General features: G+C 57.6%; 18 protein-coding genes. 10 read left to right on the top strand and 8 right to left on the bottom strand.

What is annotated here, in order from left to right:
- Positions 1-64 precede the first annotated feature (64 nt).
- On the top strand, positions 65-1,321 hold the full coding sequence (locus M495_RS15485) for an MFS transporter (protein WP_020827624.1): 1,257 nt from the start codon (positions 65-67) through the stop codon (positions 1,319-1,321).
- Positions 1,322-1,333: 12 nt separating this feature from the next.
- Here M495_RS15485 and M495_RS15480 read toward each other — a convergent pair whose 3' ends face one another.
- Positions 1,334-1,528: a hypothetical protein gene (locus tag M495_RS15480; protein WP_020827623.1), complete on the bottom strand. Its 195-nt coding sequence runs from the start codon at positions 1,526-1,528 to the stop codon at positions 1,334-1,336.
- Between the two features lie 321 nt (positions 1,529-1,849).
- Positions 1,850-4,225 carry a glucose/quinate/shikimate family membrane-bound PQQ-dependent dehydrogenase gene (locus M495_RS15475; protein ID WP_020827622.1) on the bottom strand — a complete coding sequence of 792 codons (2,376 nt, stop codon included), beginning with the start codon at positions 4,223-4,225 and terminating at the stop codon, positions 1,850-1,852.
- 459 nt (positions 4,226-4,684) lie between these two features.
- Between M495_RS15475 and M495_RS15470 the strand changes: the two genes are divergently transcribed.
- Positions 4,685-5,674, top strand: a complete 990-nt coding sequence (locus tag M495_RS15470) for an aldo/keto reductase (RefSeq protein WP_020827621.1) — start codon at positions 4,685-4,687, stop codon at positions 5,672-5,674.
- 120 nt (positions 5,675-5,794) lie between these two features.
- Complete coding sequence (locus M495_RS15465; protein ID WP_041415485.1) at positions 5,795-6,205, top strand: (R)-mandelonitrile lyase; 411 nt, start codon at positions 5,795-5,797, stop codon at positions 6,203-6,205.
- Between the two features lie 12 nt (positions 6,206-6,217).
- Here M495_RS15465 and M495_RS15460 read toward each other — a convergent pair whose 3' ends face one another.
- Together M495_RS15460 and gabD are read right to left on the bottom strand one after the other, a co-directional pair.
- Complete coding sequence (locus M495_RS15460) at positions 6,218-6,586, bottom strand: glyoxalase superfamily protein (protein ID WP_020827619.1); 369 nt, start codon at positions 6,584-6,586, stop codon at positions 6,218-6,220.
- A gap of 82 nt (positions 6,587-6,668) precedes the next feature.
- On the bottom strand, positions 6,669-8,144 hold the full coding sequence (gene gabD, locus M495_RS15455; RefSeq protein WP_020827618.1) for an NADP-dependent succinate-semialdehyde dehydrogenase: 1,476 nt from the start codon (positions 8,142-8,144) through the stop codon (positions 6,669-6,671).
- A gap of 228 nt (positions 8,145-8,372) precedes the next feature.
- Here gabD and M495_RS15450 point away from each other — a divergent pair, with 228 nt between their 5' ends.
- Positions 8,373-8,588 (top strand): glycogen synthase, encoded by a 216-nt coding sequence (locus M495_RS15450; protein WP_020827617.1) that lies wholly within the window; start codon positions 8,373-8,375, stop codon positions 8,586-8,588.
- 30 nt (positions 8,589-8,618) lie between these two features.
- Here M495_RS15450 and M495_RS15445 read toward each other — a convergent pair whose 3' ends face one another.
- On the bottom strand, positions 8,619-9,539 hold the full coding sequence (locus tag M495_RS15445; protein WP_020827616.1) for a PNPOx family protein: 921 nt from the start codon (positions 9,537-9,539) through the stop codon (positions 8,619-8,621).
- Between the two features lie 5 nt (positions 9,540-9,544).
- Positions 9,545-10,162, bottom strand: a complete 618-nt coding sequence (locus M495_RS15440; protein WP_020827615.1) for a glutathione S-transferase family protein — start codon at positions 10,160-10,162, stop codon at positions 9,545-9,547.
- 98 nt (positions 10,163-10,260) lie between these two features.
- Here M495_RS15440 and M495_RS15435 point away from each other — a divergent pair, with 98 nt between their 5' ends.
- From M495_RS15435 to M495_RS15410, 6 genes are all read left to right on the top strand, one after another.
- Positions 10,261-11,160, top strand: a complete 900-nt coding sequence (locus M495_RS15435) for a LysR family transcriptional regulator (protein ID WP_020827614.1) — start codon at positions 10,261-10,263, stop codon at positions 11,158-11,160.
- A 161-nt stretch (positions 11,161-11,321) separates the two neighbouring features.
- On the top strand, positions 11,322-12,116 hold the full coding sequence (locus M495_RS15430) for an alpha/beta hydrolase (RefSeq protein ID WP_020827613.1): 795 nt from the start codon (positions 11,322-11,324) through the stop codon (positions 12,114-12,116).
- Between the two features lie 3 nt (positions 12,117-12,119).
- Positions 12,120-12,491 carry a RidA family protein gene (locus tag M495_RS15425; RefSeq protein ID WP_020827612.1) on the top strand — a complete coding sequence of 124 codons (372 nt, stop codon included), beginning with the start codon at positions 12,120-12,122 and terminating at the stop codon, positions 12,489-12,491.
- A 59-nt stretch (positions 12,492-12,550) separates the two neighbouring features.
- Complete coding sequence (locus M495_RS15420; protein WP_020827611.1) at positions 12,551-13,738, top strand: amino acid aminotransferase; 1,188 nt, start codon at positions 12,551-12,553, stop codon at positions 13,736-13,738.
- A 17-nt stretch (positions 13,739-13,755) separates the two neighbouring features.
- Complete coding sequence (locus M495_RS15415; protein ID WP_020827610.1) at positions 13,756-15,156, top strand: amino acid permease; 1,401 nt, start codon at positions 13,756-13,758, stop codon at positions 15,154-15,156.
- A gap of 140 nt (positions 15,157-15,296) precedes the next feature.
- Complete coding sequence (locus M495_RS15410; protein WP_046375019.1) at positions 15,297-16,169, top strand: DMT family transporter; 873 nt, start codon at positions 15,297-15,299, stop codon at positions 16,167-16,169.
- A gap of 25 nt (positions 16,170-16,194) precedes the next feature.
- On the opposite strand, the gene pdxR is transcribed toward M495_RS15410, so the two are convergent.
- Together pdxR and paaY are read right to left on the bottom strand one after the other, a co-directional pair.
- Positions 16,195-17,676, bottom strand: a complete 1,482-nt coding sequence (gene pdxR, locus M495_RS15405; RefSeq protein ID WP_020827608.1) for a MocR-like pyridoxine biosynthesis transcription factor PdxR — start codon at positions 17,674-17,676, stop codon at positions 16,195-16,197.
- An 81-nt stretch (positions 17,677-17,757) separates the two neighbouring features.
- Positions 17,758-18,354 carry a phenylacetic acid degradation protein PaaY gene (gene paaY, locus M495_RS15400; protein ID WP_020827607.1) on the bottom strand — a complete coding sequence of 199 codons (597 nt, stop codon included), beginning with the start codon at positions 18,352-18,354 and terminating at the stop codon, positions 17,758-17,760.
- Positions 18,355-18,356 lie beyond the last annotated feature (2 nt).

The following is an 18,356-nucleotide window of genomic DNA, read 5'->3' as shown; positions in this document are numbered from 1 at the left end:
ATTACCTCCTCAAAACGCACAAGGCGCGGGGCTTCCTGCGCCATCAAAAATAGGGTGGTGAGCCATGTTTTATTTGAGAAACAAGAATTTTTGGATCTTTGGGGCCTTCTGTTTTTTCTACTTTTTCATCATGGGGGCGGTGCTGCCGTTCTTTCCTATCTGGCTGCATGACGTCAACCAGCTTGACCAGCAGCAAACCGGGTTGGTGTTTGCCTGTATGGCGCTGTTTGCCCTGGTGTTTCAGCCGATTTTCGGTTTTGTCACCGACAAATTTGGCCTGAAGAAACACCTGCTGTGGATGATCATCTTCCTGCTGCTGTTTCTGGCGCCGCTGTTTATTTATGTGTTTTCGCCGCTGCTGCAAAGCCATTTTGTTTGGGGGGCCTTGCTGTGCGGGGTTTACCTGGGGCTGGTGTGCAGCGGCGGTTCACCGGCCATTGAAGCTTATATCGAAAAAGTGAGCCGACGCAGTCAGTTCGAGTATGGCCGCGCCCGGTTGTTCGGCTGTATCGGCTGGGCCATCTGCGCCTCGATCGTCGGCTATATGTTTACCATCAACAACCAGTTCGCGTTTTGGTTGGCTTCCAGCTTTGCGCTGATCCTGGCCGGTTTGCTGTATTTGTTCAAACCCGATCAGAACAGCACGCTGGCGGTGGCGGACGGCTTGGCGTTAAACCACAAACCCATCAAGTTAAAGGCGGCGTTGAACCTGCTGAAAATGCGCAAATTCTGGTGTCTGGTGATGTATATCGTGGGCGTGGCCTGCGTGTATGACGTCTTTGATCAGCAGTTCGCCAACTTCTTTACGTCGTTTTTCAGCGACCGACATGCGGGAACGCAGGCGTTTGGTTATGTAACGACGCTGGGCGAGTTTCTTAACGCTTTCATCATGTTCTTTGCGCCGTTGATCATTAATCGCATTGGCGGCAAGAACGCGCTGTTGATAGCTGGGGTGATTATGTCGGTGCGGATTATTGGTTCATCGCAGGCGGATTCGGTCACCGCGGTCATTATTCTCAAAACCCTGCATATGTTTGAGGTGCCGTTCCTGTTGGTGGGCATTTTCAAATACATCACCACCCAGTTTAACGTTAACCTTTCGGCCTCGATATACCTGTGGGGCTTTTGCTTCTTCAAGCAGCTCTCGGCCATCGGTATGTCCTATGCGGCAGGCCTGATGTACGTCAATTACGGTTTCAAAACCTCTTACCTGATCCTCGGCTGCATTGCGTTGCTGTTCACGTTGATTTCAGCCTTTGCCCTTAGCGGTAAGGTCGCGGTAGTCAAGCAGGAGGGCACACTGCCGGTTGCGGCGAATTAGTGCCGTCTCAACTCAATACAGCAGCGTCATAAGGCTAAAAAACAGCAGCGTCAGGACAATGATAAACCCGGTTTGCAGCGTCTTGCGCATCAGGCGACTGTGGCCCCAGCGGGTGGCGCTCAGACGATTATCGATGGCGAACAGTGCCGGAACCATCAGCAGCACGTAAATCAACATCAGCATGGCGGTTAACGGCTGTTGGCTCATTCTGGCGTCTCCGTGCTGAGGTAGACAGGGGGGGCCCGCAGGGGGGCGATGCTGCTTTGTTTCCGATGTTTGTGCTCGACCATGTGCCTCCAAATAGGGCCGCCCGAAGGCGGCCGCCGGTTACTGCTTGCGATATGAAGATGATTGCCGGCCACTGCCGGGGCCAACGCAGATATAATATTGCGAATGATAATCATTATCAATACTTGGCGTGAAATTTTATTGCAGGACGAGGATGGGCGGTGGGAAAGCTTTTACTGTGGTTTTAAAGTGACAGAGCACGCCATCAAGCGTGCTCTGTCACAAGACTATCCTCTGCGATTATTTCTCGTCTGGCAAGGCGTAAGCGACAATATAGTCACCCAGCTTGGTGCCGAACGAACCATGACCGCCGGCGGAAATCACCACGTACTGCTTGCCGTTGACCTCATAGGTCATTGGCGTTGCCTGGCCACCGGCCGGCAGCCGCGCTTCCCACAGTTTTTCACCGTTGGTCACGCTGAAGGCGCGCAGATAGTTGTCCGCGGTTGCGCCAATGAAGAAGACGTTACCGGCGGTGGACACCGGCCCGCCCAACATCGGCATGCCCATTTTGAACGGTAACGGCAGCGGAGAACTGTCGCGTACGGTACCGATACGTTTTTTCCACACGATGTCGTTGGTTTTCAAGTCCACGGCGGAAATATAACCCCAGGCCGGCTGTTTGCACGGCAGGCCAAACGGCGACAGGAACGGATTCAGCGTTACGCCGAACGGTACGCCATACTGCGGTTGAACGCCGGACTCGGTGCCGGATCCGCCTTTGTCATTTTCGTCAGGCTCGATCGGGTTGCCCGGACCGCGTGGGATCAGTTTGGAAACAAACGGCAAGGCGATAGGGTTGGCGATAGCCACCTGACGGTCGGTATCTACAGACAGACCACCCCATTCGAACATGCCCAGGTTACCCGGGAACACCAGCGTGCCCTGCTCGGAAGGCGGCGTGAAGGTGCCTTCGTAACGCAGGCTGTGGAACATCACCCGGCAAACCAGTTGGTCATAAATGGTGGCACCCCACATGTCCGCGCCGGTCAGTTTTTTCTCTGGACGGAAAGTCAGCTCAGAGAAAGGCTGGGTCGGTGACAGACGGTCGCCCTTGGCTGGCCCCTGAGGAACCGGTTTTTCCGGCGCCGGAACCACCAACTCGCCATTGGTGCGGTTCAGAACGAAAATGTTACCGGTTTTGGTCGGTACATAAATCACCGGCACCTTGTTACCGTTTTTATCGGTAATGTCCGCCAGCGTCGGTTGTGCCGGTACGTCCATATCCCACAGGTCATGGTGCACCGTCTGATAGAACCAGACCAGTTTGCCGGTGGTGGCGTTCAGTGCCAGCAGGCCGCTGGCATAACGCTCCATTTCCGGCGTGCGATCGCCACCCCAGATGTCCGGCGTGGTGACGCCCATCGGCAGGTAAACGATATCCAGCTTGGCATCGTAGGCTGAAGGGGCCCAGGAGTTAGGGGAGTTCGGGGTGAAGTGGTGCTCGTCCGCCGGAATGGCGTTCGGATCTTTCGCGCCCGGATCGAAGGCCCACAGCAGCTTGCCGCTGTTGACGTCAAAACCGCGGATCACGCCCGAAGGCTCGCGGTTGGAGTAGTTGTCGGTCACTGCACCGGCTATCACAATCACCTTGTCGGTGATCACCGGCGGCGACGTTGGCTCATAATGGCCTGGCGTCGCATACGGCATATTGCTTTGCAGGTTGAGCTCGCCGTTATTGGCGAAGTCGGCGCAAGGCTTGCCGCTATCGGCATCCAGAGCGAACAAACGACCGTCATTTACCGGCAGGATAATGCGTCGTGCACACAGCGCCGGGGAGGCATCTGCGGCTGCACCTGTGGCGGCAGGCGTTTCATGATACGAGACGCCACGGCAGGTGATGTGCTGGAAGGTCGGGTTAAATTTCAACTGAGGATCGAACTGCCACTTTTGCTTGCCGGTGGCGGCGTCCAGTGCGAACAGCTTCTGGTGCGGGGTGCACAGATAGAGCGTGTCGCGGATTTTAATCGGGGTCACTTCGTTGGTGATTTCCCCCGGATCGTTGGCGGTTTTCAGGTCGCCGGTCTGGAAAGTCCAGGCTTCCTTGAGTTTGCCGACGTTCTTATCATTGATTTGGCTCAGTGGAGAGTAACGCGTGCCTTCCTGGGTGCGGCCATAGGCCGGCCAGTCGGCGTCTGACGCCTGAGGTTCGACTTTTACCTGCGCAGGTTCGAGGGTGCCATTGATCTCTTGTGGATCATTAAACACCGCATAGGCCAGCGCCACCACGGTGACGACCAGCGCCAGGCTCAGCGCGCTGTAAGCCAGCTTGCCCCTGGCGTGCAGCTTGCGATAGATAAAAGGCAGTACCAGCCACAGGCCGAAGAAGAAGGTGACGTCCAGACGCGGCGTCAGTGCCCAGAAGTCGGGTCCCACTTCCCACAGCGCCCAAATTGTGGTGCCGAGTAAAAAGATCGCGTACAGCAACAGAGCGGTTGCACGACGGCGGACCAGTAACCAGGCGGTGATCAGCAGCACCAGGCCGGCGATGATGTAGTACAGCGAACCGCCGAGCTTGGCCAGCCAGATGCCGCCTCCCAGCAGATAGAGCCCACTCAACGCGGCGAACAGTGCCGTGATGATGATGAGCGGCGATGATGACGCTTTATTTTGCATAGTATTATCCTTACCAAAATGAAAAGTCCCCGATTTAGAGATTAAGCCATATCCAAAAAAACACGCGGTTTCTCCCCAAAAATCCATCCCCGGTGTCTGGCATATCCCCCTGTTGCCAAGGCTAAAAGGCAGCGGCAATCAAAAATAAGGCGGACAGTTTTGGACGTTGAATAAACGCTCTCGTCAGAGATAAAGCCCAAACGGGCTGAATCAGGCGTAGCCGTTTCGATGATGTTGCACGGATGTGACGGCGCCGCCCAAAGCGCGGCTAGGTTACTCTAATTATTCTGCTTTTATTGAATACCTTGTGCTTTTTTTTTAGCGCGTTGCGGGTTTATGAATTGAGCTCATAAGCTCATGCATATTCAGCGCGTAGTTATTTGCCCGGTTGCCTCTTACAGTGATCGCACCTGGTCGCCCCGCACAAGCGGTGACCCATTCGTACACATCGGAGGAAAAATGCAAAAACGTAAGCTGGGTAACAGTGGGCTGGAGGTATCAGCGTTGGGACTGGGCTGCATGGGGCTTAGCTTTGGCTATGGCCCAGCCACCGACAAACAGCAGGCGATTGGCTTGATCCGAGCCGCTGTGGATCAGGGCGTGACCTTTTTCGATACCGCAGAAGTTTATGGCCCCTTCACCAATGAGTCACTGGTGGGCGCGGCGCTGGCGCCGGTACGCGATCGGGTCGTCATAGCCACCAAGTTTGGTTTTGAACTGCCGCAGCCGGATGGCAAACAGGTGCTCAACAGCCGGCCGGAACATATCCGCCAGGCGGTGGAAGGGTCGTTAAAGCGTCTTAACGTCGAAACGATCGATCTGCTTTATCAGCACCGGGTGGATCCCAATGTGCCGATTGAAGACGTCGCTGGTACGGTGAAGGCGCTGATCCAGGAAGGGAAGGTGAAGCACTTTGGTCTGTCCGAGGCGGGGGCACAGACGCTGCGCCGTGCCCATGCGGTGCAGCCGGTGACGGCGTTGCAAAGTGAATATTCGCTGTGGTGGCGGGAGCCCGAGCAGGAAATCTTGCCGACGCTGCAAGAGTTAGGCATTGGGTTTGTTCCTTTCAGCCCGTTGGGGAAAGGTTTTCTCACCGGGGCGATCAACGAAAATACCACCTTCGACAGCAGCGATTTCCGCAATGTGGTGCCGCGTTTCAGCGAGCAGGCGCGCAGAGCCAACCAGGGGCTGGTGGACGTGCTGGGGCAGATAGCTCAGCAAAAAGGGGTCACCCCGGCACAGATAGCGCTGGCCTGGCTGCTGGCACAGCAACCCTGGATTGTGCCAATCCCGGGGACCACCAAACAGCATCGCCTGCAGGAAAATCTCGGGGCCGCGTCGCTGTCATTGTCGTCGGAAGAACTGCGCAGCATTGAAGCGGCACTCGCGGTTATTGAGGTTCAGGGCGATCGCTATCCGGCGCATTTGCAACAAAACGTCGGACGTTGATGCGGCCGTTGCCCGCGGGAGCTTTTGAACCGCCGCCACCGACCGGCGAAAAGGCGCGCACGCTCTACAATTATCCTGTCAATGTTAACGTCGGCAGCCTCTGCCGAACTGGAGAAACAAGTGAAAATTCAACGCAGCGGTTCCCAGCCTTCTCGTCCGGGGCCAGAAGAGTACTTTACCGGTAAAGTGCGCATCGATGCGCCTTTTGCCGGTAGCGAACCGGCCCGCGTGGGCGGCGCCACCGTGACCTTTGAGCCCGGAGCCCGTACCGCCTGGCACACCCATCCGCTCGGCCAGACGCTGATCGTGACTCAGGGGCGTGGTTGGATCCAGCTGTGGGGCGAAGAGATCCAGGAAATGAACCAGGGCGATATTGTATGGATCCCGGAAGACGTCAAACACTGGCACGGTGCGACGCCGGACACCGCCATGACCCACATCGCCATCGCCGAATCGTTAAACGGCAGCCCGGTAGACTGGATGGAGAAGGTCAGCGACGCGCAGTACCAGAAGCCTGCCCTGAACGGCTAGCCGCCAAAAGGGTCAGGCGTCGCCGATTTGCTGGCAAAAACGCAGCCGGTTGCCAAAGGGGTCGGTGAGGTTAAGCTCTTTCCCCCAGTCGAGGGTTTCAACGCCTGGCCGGGCATAGCGGTACTGCCTGGCTGATAGCTCCTGGTGCAGCGCGTCGATATCCTCGGTGGGAATAAACACTGCGGAACCCGGCGTGCTGTCACCATAGTGCTCACTGAGATGCAATCTCAGACCGGAACGCGTGATCTGCATGTACAGCGGCAGATCTTCACTGAAACGGTGCTCCCAATCCAACGTGAAACCGAGAAAATCCAGATAAAACTCCCGGGCCTTTTCAACCGAAAAGATGCGAAGAATGGGAACGGCAGGGGATAACTCCATTGTTGACCTCGTTTAAGCGGCTGCTAAAGGTAATCAGGCTTTACCGGCCCGCGTGAGCGGGCCGCATAAAAGCGTCGGGTGGCTAGATCCCTAATCCGCCCAGGCACAGGTACTTTATCTCGAGATAATCTTCGATACCGTACTTCGATCCTTCACGCCCCAGTCCGGAGTTTTTAACCCCGCCGAAGGGGGCCACTTCGGTGGAAATCAGCCCTTCATTGATGCCTACGATGCCGTATTCCAGCGCTTCGGCAACCCGCATTACCCGGCCAATGTCGCGACTGTAGAAATAAGAAGCCAGACCGAAAGGGGTATCGTTGGCCAACTCAATGGCTTCGGCTTCGCTGTCGAAGCGGATCAGCGGCGCTACCGGGCCAAAGGTTTCTTCATGGAAGATTTTGGCCTGCCGCGGCACGTTGGTCAGAATGGTCGGCGTAAAGAAGTTATTGCCCAGCTCATGGGGCTTGCCGCCCAGCAGTATCGAGGCGCCGTGCTGCACCGCGTCGGCGATATGCTCGCTGACTTTTTCCACGGCGGCCGGATTAATCAACGGGCCGATGGTGACGCCATCATCCATGCCATTACCGACTTTCAGCTTGGCCACTGCCACCTTCAGCTTTTCGGCAAAGGCGTCGTAAATGCCGTCCTGTACCAGGAAGCGGTTGGTGCAAACGCAGGTCTGGCCAGCGTTGCGATACTTGGACGCGACGGCACCGGCGACGGCGGCGTCCAGATCGGCATCGTCAAACACGATAAACGGCGCATTGCCGCCCAGTTCCATACTGGTTTTTTTGATGGTCGGGGCACACTGCGCCAGCAGTTGCGCACCCACTTCGGTGCTGCCGGTAAAGGAGAGTTTGCGCACGTCCGGGTTGGCGGTCAGTTCGCCACCGATAGCCTGGCTTGGGCCGGTGATCACATTGCACACGCCGGCCGGTAAACCTGCACGTTCGGCCAGCACGGCGAGCGCCAACGCCGAGAAGGGGGTCTGACTGGCGGGACGGATCACCCCGGTACAGCCCGCCGCCCAGCCGGGACCGGCCTTGCGGGTGATCATTGCCGCCGGGAAATTCCACGGCGTAATGGCGGCGAAAACGCCAATCGGCTCTTTCTGCACGATAATGCGGCGACCGGACAGATTCTGCGGGATGGTGTCGCCGTAAACCCGCTTGCCTTCTTCGGCGAACCACTCGATGAAGGAGGCGGCGTAGGCAATTTCACCCCGGCTTTCTGCCAACGGCTTGCCTTGCTCGGCGGTCATGATAATGGCCAGATCCTCCTGGTTTTCCATCATCAGTTCGAACAGTTTGCGCAGCTTGCCGGCACGCTCTTTGGCCGTCAGCGCGCGCCAACCAGGCTGGGCTTTTTTGGCGGCGGCGATCGCCTGCGCGGTTTCTTTGGCACCCAAAGCCGGCACCTGACCGACCAGCTCGCCGGTGGCGGGGTTGTGGATCTTGATAGTTTGGTCGCCTTTGGCCGCCAACCACTGTCCATCGATGTAGTTGGCTTCGCGGAACAGCGTGGGATCTTTCAGGCGGGCGGAGAAGTTAGTGCTCATCGGTTATCTTCCTTTTTCAGAATTCAACACGGGTTGACCTACCCCAAACGGCTACCCTTTACCCTAGCAAATTTTTCCGCCTTCATTTGCCCGATCCTTGGCAACCGATCAATTTATCGCCATTCGCACCTTCTGTACAAAAAATGCCCGCGCTCAGGCCGATACTGAAATCAGCAGGCATATGACCCTTTTCGAAATGACCCTAAGACCCTGAAAGGAGCGTGCAGCATGATGACTTCAGTGAGTCGGCACCTTGCGGCCTACAGCAGCAACATGGATTTTTTGGCTTCCAGCATTGCGCTGATGGAGTGGCAGGGGCGTGAGATCGACGCCGGCAAGGTGGCGGGCAACATGTCCGAAGCGCAAAGCCGCTTGTTCTTTGAACGCCTGAGTTATTTCCGCCAGCTTTATCAGGCCGCCGCGACGGCGGAACACAGCGTATAAATTTAGCTAACCCCGCCTCTGCGGGGTTTTTTATGCCGGTTGTGACCACACGCCGGTGCTCAGCGTGGCCGGCGAATACGTCAGATTGCGCCCGCGCCACGGCAGGGCCTGTGAAAAACGCCACGCGCTGCGGATATCGAAGCGCCAATAACGTTCCGCCCCCGTGACTCCCTGGCCGATTTGCGCCTGCCAGAGGATCTGCGTTTCTCCCTGCAAGTGCAGAACATCACCGCGCTCAAAATCGATAAACAGCAGCGCAGCCCTGGGTTCCGCCAGCAGGTTCCCCAGCGTGTTCATATAGCGGTTGCCGCGAAAATCCGGTATCCACAGGCTGTGATCCTGAAGATGGATAAATCCCGGTTTGCCACCCCGGTGTGAGATATCCACGCCACCTTGTTCCAGTGAGCTGTGGGCGCAGCTGGCGACGAAGCAGGTATCCGCCTGGCGAATCAATGCCTGGGCCGCCGCGTCCAGCGTCGCGAGATGCTCAATCGGCGCGGGATGGGTGGCTACCGGATACAGCTCGCGTTGCTGGATATACTGCGGACAATTGCCGAAGCTCTGACTGACGGCAATTTCCAGGCGGTTTTTATCGGTGCGCGTAATGTGACCGTTGGCTCGATTGCGTCGGCGGTTGCTGAAGTCCAGCCCTAACGCTCCCACCAGACTCCCGGTTTGCAAGGCTGCCTGCGCCGGGTCGTCCTGGCGACGCGGGGCGCTGATGCGCAGGTGGTTGCTGTCCGGCGTGCGTAAAAATCCAGGGGGGCCGTTGAACAGCGTGGCCACCGGCCAGCCCTGCTCGTCCAGGGTGGCGACGAACAGGTAAGGCAGCGCGGCGAAAAATTCGCGGTGCTGCTCGGGCATGCTGGTGTAAATGTTGCCGCCGACGCGGTCAAAACCGGCCAATACCTGGGCGCGCAGTTCGTCAGGGTGAAACATCGGCTGTGTCATAGGATTTACCTTTGCGCAGGGTGCGGCAATGCGGGCATCGCAAAGAAACCGGGCAGTGCGGCGATGCGCGCCACCCAGCGCCGGATGGCCGGATAGGGCGCCAGGGAGATACCGCCCTCCGGTGCCACCGCCACATAGCTGAAGCAGGCCAGATCGGCGATGGTGGGCTGCTCTGTCGCCAGGTAATCACGGTCGCTCAGATGCAGCTCCATCTGCGGCAAGAAACGCGTGCTAATCGCCAACGCAACCCTGTCGTCCTCCGGTACGGAAAATTGGGCGATCAGGCGACAGGACGCCGGACCGTAGCGTACTTCTCCGGCCGCTTTGGACAACCACGCCTGCACCTGCGCAGCCGCCAGTGGCGTCTCCGGCAGCCAGTGGCTGCCCGGCGCGTAGTTTTTCGCCAGATAAACCAGAATGGCATTGCTGTCGGCCAGCGTTAAATCGCCGTCCACCAGTACCGGGATCTGGCCGAGAGGGTTCAGGCGGCGAAACGCTTCGCTTTGGCGAACCTCGGCCGGGGATTCAATAAATTCGTAGGGCAGCTCCAGCATGCTTAGCAGTAATGCCACGCGGTGGACGTGGCCGGAAAGCGGGGTGCCGTACAGTTTGAGCTTGTGCATGGTCAGACTCCTGAAGAATTTTTACCAGCATACTCTTGCAGTCAGCGAGCGGAATCCGGCAATGTAGAAATTGATAATTTCACTTTTTGGAACAGTCTATGGATCGCCTGGACGAATTGGCTATTTTTGTGGCGGTAGTCCAGCACGGCAGCCTGGCGGCGGCGGGGCGCAAGCTGCGACGCTCCGCATCTGCCGTCACCCGGGCTATCGCTTCGCTGGAACAGCGCTTTGGTGCCCGATTGGTCGAACGCACCACCCGAAGGTTAGCGCCGACAGAGGCAGGGTTGCGGTTGGCGGAGCGTGCGCACTTGCTGCTTACTGACTATCAGGCCGCGGTGCTGGACACGGCGGACACTCAGCTCACCGGATTATTGCGTATTACCTCGCCGGTGCAGTTCGGACGCAAGCATGTGGCACCGGTGGTGATGGCGTTTCTTGACCGGTATCCGCAGATGCAGATTGAAATGGTCCTCAACGATCGCAACCTGGACTTGATTGACGAGGGGCTGGACGTTGCGGTGCGCATTGGTCATTTGCAGGATTCTTCGCGGGTGGCGCGCCGGTTGGGGCAGGTGTCCCGGGTGACCGTCGCCAGCCCGGACTATCTGGCGCGGCGCGGCGAACCGCAGGAGCCGGCGCAACTGGCGGAGCATGACACCATCGTGGGTACCCAACGGGCATCGCTGCGCGAATGGCGCTTTGGCCCGCAGGAGAATGGCGAGCGGGTGAGGCTAACGCCACGTTTGTTGCTCAATGACGTCGAAACGCAGTTACTGGCGGTGCGAGCGGGCAAGGGCATCGCCCGGCTATTGTCGTACCAGGTGGCAGACGATTTGGCCGCGGGGACGTTGGTACGCCTGTTACCGGCGTTTGAACCTTTGCCGATGCCGGTGCAGTTGGTGGCGCAAAACATGCAGCGCATGCCGCTCAAGGTACGCACCTTCTGGGATTATGCCTGGCAGGAATTAAGCCAATTAGCGCAAATTCAGGCGCGATAAAAATAGGTATTGGCGCCAAATAAGTTTAACCAGTGAAACTTATTTGGCGCGGAAAAAGATTTATATTACCGGGCGCGCATTGCTGTAACGCCTCTCTTGACAATATTTTGACGACTGCTAATAGTTAACGCATATCTTAAATAATAAACGAAGTTTAATATATGAAACTTGTTGCGGGGAGTTACGACAACGGTAGCACGGTGGATAATGAAGATGAGATCCTCAACTCATTTCAAATCCGCAGTCAGGCGGTTTATCAAAAAACTCGCAATGAGTGCAATATTGCCTATGGAAATTCACCGCGAGAAGTTTTTGACTGGTTATATTCCGACAAACCGGGTAAAGGGACCTTAATATTTATTCATGGTGGCTATTGGCAGTTTTGTCGTAAGGATGATTTTGCTTTTATTGCGCAGGTGCCGTTGTCGTTAGGTATTGACGTCGTGCTGGTGGAATATACGTTGGCGCCCGAGGCCCGGCTTGACGATATTTGCCGGCAAACCGGAGCGGCGCTGGACGCGATTCAACAACGGCTTTCCGTCTGTCAGCCGGCGCCAGTGTACCTGTGCGGCCACTCTGCCGGCGGGCATCTGGCCAGCGTCTGGCAGCATCACCCGGTGGTCGACGCGACCTTACCGATCAGCGGCATTTTCGAACTGGAGCCGCTATTAAACACCTACGTTAACCGACGACTGCAGTTGACCGAGCAACAAATTACCCAACTGAGTCCGGTGCGGCATATTCCGCAGCGTATCAAGCCGATGACGCTGTTTTACGGTGCCAATGAGCTGCCGGAATTGATTGGTCAGTCAAGGCACTATTACGCTGCGCTGAAGGAAAAAAGCCAGCCTGTCACCCTGGTCGCCGTCGACGGCGCCAACCATTATAACGTGCTGGATGCCTTGTTCGCCTGGGATGGCGCCCTGACTCACCTGCTAACCACTACGGGGAAATAAACCATGCGCACCATCATTGACACCGGCCTGCCGGAAATCGGTCAACCTTTCTCCTGGGCTACCCAGGGCGGCGGCATGTTGTTCACCGCCCATGGCCCGGTCAGAGCCGACGGCAGTATTGAAACCGGCGCGCCGGAAAAGCAGATCGCCCTGACATTCGATAATTTGGCTCAAACCCTGAAAGCGGCAAATAGCCACAGCGATAAGGTATTACAGGTCATTATTTATCTGACCGATGTCAATGACGTTAAATTACTCGATGAAATTTATAAAAAATACTTTAACTTCCCTTATCCCAATCGTTCAACGGTGATAGTCGATAAACTGGTGGTGCCCGGCATGAAAATAGAAATAACCGTTAGCGCCACCGTCTGATTTATCTATTACTTAATTCCCACCTGCTCATTCATTCAATAATGAATAAAGGAATCGCTATGTTTAATCACATTGGCCGTTCGGCGGCCGATCCTATTATGTCGTTGATGGAAGCTTATTTACAGGATGGAAATAGCCAGAAAGTGAATCTGGGCATTGGCCTTTATTACGATCGGCAGGGCAGGATCCCGCTGATGCAGGCGGTGGAGGCGGCGGAGCAGCGCCTGCTTGAGCGGCGCAGCCCGCACGGCTATCCGCCAATCGAAGGTTCAGCGCTGTTTGCCCAACAGGTGCAGGCATTGTTGTTTGGCGAGGCGGCAATAGCGTCGATAGCTACGGTACAAACCGTCGGCGGCTCCGGTGCACTGAAGCTGGCGGCGGATTTTATTCATCACTTTCTGTCGCGCCGTGACATCTGGGTCTCTGATCCCACCTGGGCCAATCACTGGGCCATCTTTGAGGGGGCCGGGCTGAAGGTGCACACCTATCCGTACTTCGATGAGGCCAACGGCGGGCTGCGCTTTGACGCGATGCTGGATACGTTAGGCAGTCTGCCGGAAGGCAGCGTGGTGCTGCTGCACCCCTGCTGCCATAACCCGACCGGCACCGATCTCAGCCAGGCACAGTGGCGTGCCACCCTCGAAGTGCTGCAGCGCCGCCGCCTGTTGCCGTTGTTCGATATTGCCTACCAAGGGTTTGGCGAGGGGTTGGATGAAGACTGCTTTGCCCTGCGTGAGGCGCTGAAAACGGATCTGGAATTTATGGTCGCCAACTCATTTTCGAAAAATGTCGCCCTCTATGGTCAACGGCTGGGTGGGCTTTCGGTTCGTTGCGCCGGCCCAGAGAGTGCGGAGAACGTCAAAGGCGCATTAAAAACGCTGATCCGCCGCAGTTACTCCTGCCCGCCGACCCATGGCAGCCAGATTGTGGAAACCCTGCTGACGGACCCCGAATTGCGTCAACAGTGGGAGAGCGAACTGGCGGACATGCGTCAACGCATTCAACAGATGCGCCAAATTCTTTCCGCCGGCTTGGAGCAGGGGGGATCGCAACTGGACTACCGTCGCATCCGTGACCAAAAAGGGATGTTCAGCTACACCGGCCTGAACCCCCAGCAGCTTGAACGACTGCGGCAACATTACGCCATCTATCTGGTGGCGCCTGGCCGCATGTGCCTGCCGGGCCTGAACCAAAACAATGTCGACTACGTTACTGCCGCCATTCTGGACGTCACCCGCACTGCATGAAAAGGTAGGAGACTGCTATGAAACAGATAAAAGGTTTTGACGAAATCGCCCGGCGGCAAGGCGGGTTGCAGAAACAGCTCACCGCCGGGCAGATGTCGATGCTGGCGATCGGCGGCGCTATCGGTACCGGGCTGTTTCTCGGCAGTGCCTATGCCATTCAGATGGCCGGGCCCAGCGTATTGCTGAGCTATTTTATCGGCGGCATCGTGGCGTTATTACTGATGGGATGCCTGGCGGAAATGACCTCAGAACACCCGACGCCGGGCTCGTTTGGCGACTATGCCGAATTTTACATCAGTCCGCTGTTTGGTTTTCTGGTGCGTTATTCTTACTGGTCCTGCGTGGTATTGGCGGTGGGGACCGAGGTGACAGCCATCGGCATGTATATGCAGTTCTGGTTCCCGACCACGCCAATCTGGCCCTGGGTGCTGTTGTTCTCTGCGGCGGTGATCCTGATTAACGTGATTGGCGTTAAATCGTTCGGTCAGGTGGAATATGCGCTGTCGACCATCAAGGTGGTGGCCATTGCCGCCTTTATCGCCATCGGCATCGGTATTCTGATGTTTTCTGCCAACCCGGCCTTTGGTCTGCAAAACTTTACTGCCAACGGTGGCTTCTTCCCGTTTGGCGTGAAAGGCATGTGGTTTGCGGTGATCGTGTCGATTTTCAGCTACCTGAGCATCGAGATGATCGCCGTCGCCGCCGGTGAGGCCAAGAACCCGGTGATTGCGGTAAAAACCGCGTTCAAGGGCACCATTTTACGACTGTTCATTTTCTACATGCTGTCGATTGCGCTGATGCTGGCAATCGTTCCTTGGCGGCAGTCCGGTACCGGCGAAAGTCCGTTCCTGGTGGCGATGAACGTCATCCACCTGCCTGCCGCCGCCGGTATCTTCAACTTTATCGTTCTGGTGGCCGCGCTGTCGGCGATGAACAGCCAACTGTATATCACCACCCGCATGATGTTCTCGCTGTCACGCGCTGGGCAAGCTCCGGCTGCGCTGGGCCGGGTCAGTAAACGCGGTATCCCGGTAAGCGCGCTGGCGATGTCCTGCATCGGCATCGTGGTGTCGATCGTGTTGAGTCTGGTCTACCCGCAAAAATCTTTTGCCGCCATGATGTCTATTTCGGTGTACGGTGCCTGCTTTACCTGGCTGATGATTTTTGTCACGCACCTGTTTTTCCGCCGTCAGCACCGGCAAACCCACCTTAAATTTCGCATGTGGGGCTTTCCTTACACCACGCTGGCCGGTGCCGGTTTGATGGCCGCGTTGCTGATCTCGACGGCGTTCACCGAATTTTTCAGGATGACGCTGTGGTTTGGCATTCCGTTTACCCTGCTGTTGGTGGCTATCTACTTCTTCTACAGCCGTCATCAGCCCGTACCCGCGGTAATGGAAACACCGAGCGTGGAGTAAACCGGTTCACTGAAAATGTGAATATGTGGCTCTGGTGATAAACCACTTTATCCGGAGAATAAGCCTTTTCTGGGGTTATGGAGTGGTTTGCAATGAGCAGTGGGACAGAAAAACGGCGCCTTATTGGCTGTAGCAACAGTATGCCGGTGGCCAGGCATTCGGCGCAGGGATGGATCAACGGCTTTCTGGGCATGTTGATTTTCAGCGGTTCTTTGCCTGCCACTCGCGTGGCGGTGCAAGAGTTTGATCCCATGTTTCTCACCGCGATGCGCGCGGTGCTAGCGGCCTTGCTGGCTCTGAGTGCATTGACGCTGATGCGCCAGCGTTGGCCGCAGCGCCGCGACCTGGCGCCGTTGGCACTCACCGCGCTCGGGGTGGTGATCGGTTTTCCTTTGCTCACGGCGCTAGCCTTGCAGCACACCACCTCGGCGCATGCGCTGGTGTATATCGGGCTGTTGCCGCTGGCTACCGCCTGCTTCGGTGTACTGCGGGGCGGTGAGCGGCCCAAAGCCGCTTTCTGGCTGTTTTCGGTGTTGGGGAGCCTGCTGGTTGGCGCTTTTGCGTTAAGCCAGGGGGCGACTGGCTCCTGGCTTGGCGATCTGCTGATGGTGGCCGCAGTGCTGCTTTGTGGCCTGGGCTATGCGGAAGGCGCCGTGCTGACGCGCAAGCTTGGCGGCTGGCAGGTGATCTCCTGGGCGCTGGTGGTGGCTTTGCCGTTGACGGCAGCGGCGGCCGTGGTGACGGCCCCGCCAGCCTGGCCACAGGTCAGCGTCGGCGCCTGGTGTTCTCTGGGCTACATTTCGCTGTTCAGCATGTGGATTGGCTTTATCTTTTGGTATCGCGGTTTGGCGCAGGGGGGCATCGCCGCCGTGGGACAGCTGCAATTGCTGCAGCCGTTTTTTGGTCTGGCGCTGGCCGGGCTGGTGCTGCATGAAAGCATTCAACCTTCAATGATTGCGGTAATGGTCGGCGTATTGGTGTGCGTGTACGGCGCCAAGCGTTTTTCGCGGTAAGTAATAAGACGGGGTAAGGCCTGCCTTACCCCGTAGCCAAGGCCGCCAGCACCCGGTTCAGCTTTTGGGCCGCCTGGTGGATCTGCTGTTCCGTGTAGCCCCCCAGCCCGAGTATCAATCCGTTTTTCCCGCTGCCGGGGCTATACATCGGCGAAAGTGCACCGACGGCTATCCCGGCCTCGGCGGCTTTGCGGGCAACCTGCCGATCGTCCAAATCCGCTTTTAACCACAGCAGCATATGCATGCCCTGATCGCTGTGGTGCAGAGTGGCCAGCTCGGCAGAAACCTGCGCGTTGATGGCGTCGGTCAGCACTCGCCTTTTTTCCGCATACACGCCGCGCATTTTACGAATGTGGCGATCCAGATGTCCCTGCGCCATAAAACTGGCCAGAACGTATTGATCGGCGCTGGGGGGGTGGCGATCCATCAGCACTCGCGCACCGCAGAAGGCATTCACCAGGGGCTGAGGAACGATGGCGTAGCCCAGACGCAGCGAAGGGAACAGCACCTTGCTGAAGGTTCCCAGGTAGATAACCCTGGCCGGATCCAACCCCTGCAACGAAGGAAACGGGTGGCCGGAATAACGCATTTCACTGTCGTAATCGTCTTCGACGATCCAGGCCTGCTGCGCTTTGGCCCATGCCAGCAGCTCAAGCCGGCGCGACATGCTCATGGGCATACACAAGGGGTACTGATGAGAGGGAGTGACAAAGGCGGCTCTGGCCTGCGGCGCGATTTTCCTGCCTGCCGCGACCGCTATGCCTTCGCTGTCCACCGGCACTCTGGCCATTTTCCGGTCTCTGAAGACGGTATTAAAAATGGCGGTAATGCCGTGATAAGCGGGATCTTCAACCCAGGCGGTCTCACAGGCATCCAGCAGAATCTGCGTGGCGAGATAGAGCCCCTGCTGTGTGCCGGAGGTGATGATCACCTGTTCCGGCGTGCAGTGCACCGAACGGGACTTGCGAACGTATTCGCATATCGCCTCACGCAGCGGCAATGCGCCCTGCGGTTCGCCATAACCGGCGGGGGCGCCGGGGCCTCTGGCGCGGATACGGTTGCCGAGCCTGCGCCAAACGTCGTCGGGCGCGGTATCGTTGATCGGTACCGAGACGGTGAAGGGGACCGGTGGCAGAGGGCGCAACTGGGCGGCAAAGTGCTCCAGGGCCAGCGCCTGATCGGAAAGCGGCATGTCGCCGGCGTCCGGGTGTTTGACCGGCGCGGGGGCCGGGCGGGTGAGCGACAACGCCACCCGAGTGCCCGAACCGGGCTGCGCTTCGAGAAATCCTTCCGCCGTCAGTTGCTCGAAGGCGGCCAGCACCGTTCCTCTGGCAAGCTGTAATGCGCCCGCCAGTACGCGGGTTGAGGGCAGCAGATCGCCCGGTTTAAGTTCGCCTTTGCCTATGGCAGCGCGCAGCGCCTGGGCAAGTTGCAGGCTAAGCTGCCCCGCATGGCGATCAAGCTCGCCGATAGCGGGGACTTCAACCGTTTTGGCCGTTCTGGGCATCTATTCCGGTCCAGATAAAAGTGGGTTAACAGGGTGTTTACTGTAAACCACTTTTGGCCTGAATAGCGGTTTTCGACAGGATTAAAGCTGGCTTTTCGGGATCAGGTGGTCGCCAAAGCTCAGGCGTTGACGGCCCGGTTCAATGGCGGTCAGTGGCGCAACCTCCTGCAGCGAGGATTTACAGCGTTCAACCAGATCGTGGTATTCGCGCGTACCGGCGACTTTCCACGCCAACTCCTGTTCGGTCAGGTCACGCAATACCCGCGCCGGGCTGCCGACCACCAGCTTATTGGCCTCGATCACCGCGGCGGCCTTGACGAATGCCATGGCACCGACGATGGTGTTTTCGCCGATCTCTGCACCGTCCATGATCACCGCATTCATGCCGACCATGGCGTTACGGCGGATGCGGCAACCGTGCAAGATGGCGCCGTGGCCGATGTGCCCGTCCTGCTCCACCACGGTGTCCTGCTGCGGAAAACCGTGCATCACGCAGTTGTCCTGAATATTGGCGCCATCGCTAATCACCAGCCGGCCAAAGTCGCCGCGCAGGCTGGCGTTGGGGCCGATATAAACCCGTTTGCCGACGATCACATCGCCAATCAGTACGGCGGTAGGGTGTACGTAACTGCTGGGATCGATCACTGGCGTCAGGCCGTCAATCTGATACACGGGCATAG

Origin of the sequence: Serratia liquefaciens ATCC 27592 (genome assembly GCF_000422085.1) — a bacterium.
Classification (GTDB): domain Bacteria; phylum Pseudomonadota; class Gammaproteobacteria; order Enterobacterales; family Enterobacteriaceae; genus Serratia; species Serratia liquefaciens.
This window is presented reverse-complemented; position numbering and strand designations above follow the sequence as displayed.

Excerpts from the sequence above, each read along its gene's own strand:
- M495_RS15485 (WP_020827624.1), top strand. The coding sequence starts at position 65 with ATGTTTTATTTGAGAAACAAGAATTTTTGGATCTTTGGGGCCTTCTGT.
- M495_RS15480 (WP_020827623.1), bottom strand. The coding sequence starts at position 1,528 with ATGAGCCAACAGCCGTTAACCGCCATGCTGATGTTGATTTACGTGCTG.
- M495_RS15475 (WP_020827622.1), bottom strand. The coding sequence starts at position 4,225 with ATGCAAAATAAAGCGTCATCATCGCCGCTCATCATCATCACGGCACTG.
- M495_RS15470 (WP_020827621.1), top strand. The coding sequence starts at position 4,685 with ATGCAAAAACGTAAGCTGGGTAACAGTGGGCTGGAGGTATCAGCGTTG.
- M495_RS15460 (WP_020827619.1), bottom strand. The coding sequence starts at position 6,586 with ATGGAGTTATCCCCTGCCGTTCCCATTCTTCGCATCTTTTCGGTTGAA.
- gabD (WP_020827618.1), bottom strand. The coding sequence starts at position 8,144 with ATGAGCACTAACTTCTCCGCCCGCCTGAAAGATCCCACGCTGTTCCGC.
- M495_RS15450 (WP_020827617.1), top strand. The coding sequence starts at position 8,373 with ATGATGACTTCAGTGAGTCGGCACCTTGCGGCCTACAGCAGCAACATG.
- M495_RS15445 (WP_020827616.1), bottom strand. The coding sequence starts at position 9,539 with ATGACACAGCCGATGTTTCACCCTGACGAACTGCGCGCCCAGGTATTG.
- M495_RS15440 (WP_020827615.1), bottom strand. The coding sequence starts at position 10,162 with ATGCACAAGCTCAAACTGTACGGCACCCCGCTTTCCGGCCACGTCCAC.
- M495_RS15435 (WP_020827614.1), top strand. The coding sequence starts at position 10,261 with ATGGATCGCCTGGACGAATTGGCTATTTTTGTGGCGGTAGTCCAGCAC.
- M495_RS15430 (WP_020827613.1), top strand. The coding sequence starts at position 11,322 with ATGAAACTTGTTGCGGGGAGTTACGACAACGGTAGCACGGTGGATAAT.
- M495_RS15425 (WP_020827612.1), top strand. The coding sequence starts at position 12,120 with ATGCGCACCATCATTGACACCGGCCTGCCGGAAATCGGTCAACCTTTC.
- M495_RS15420 (WP_020827611.1), top strand. The coding sequence starts at position 12,551 with ATGTTTAATCACATTGGCCGTTCGGCGGCCGATCCTATTATGTCGTTG.
- M495_RS15415 (WP_020827610.1), top strand. The coding sequence starts at position 13,756 with ATGAAACAGATAAAAGGTTTTGACGAAATCGCCCGGCGGCAAGGCGGG.
- M495_RS15410 (WP_046375019.1), top strand. The coding sequence starts at position 15,297 with ATGCCGGTGGCCAGGCATTCGGCGCAGGGATGGATCAACGGCTTTCTG.
- pdxR (WP_020827608.1), bottom strand. The coding sequence starts at position 17,676 with ATGCCCAGAACGGCCAAAACGGTTGAAGTCCCCGCTATCGGCGAGCTT.
- paaY (WP_020827607.1), bottom strand. The coding sequence starts at position 18,354 with ATGCCCGTGTATCAGATTGACGGCCTGACGCCAGTGATCGATCCCAGC.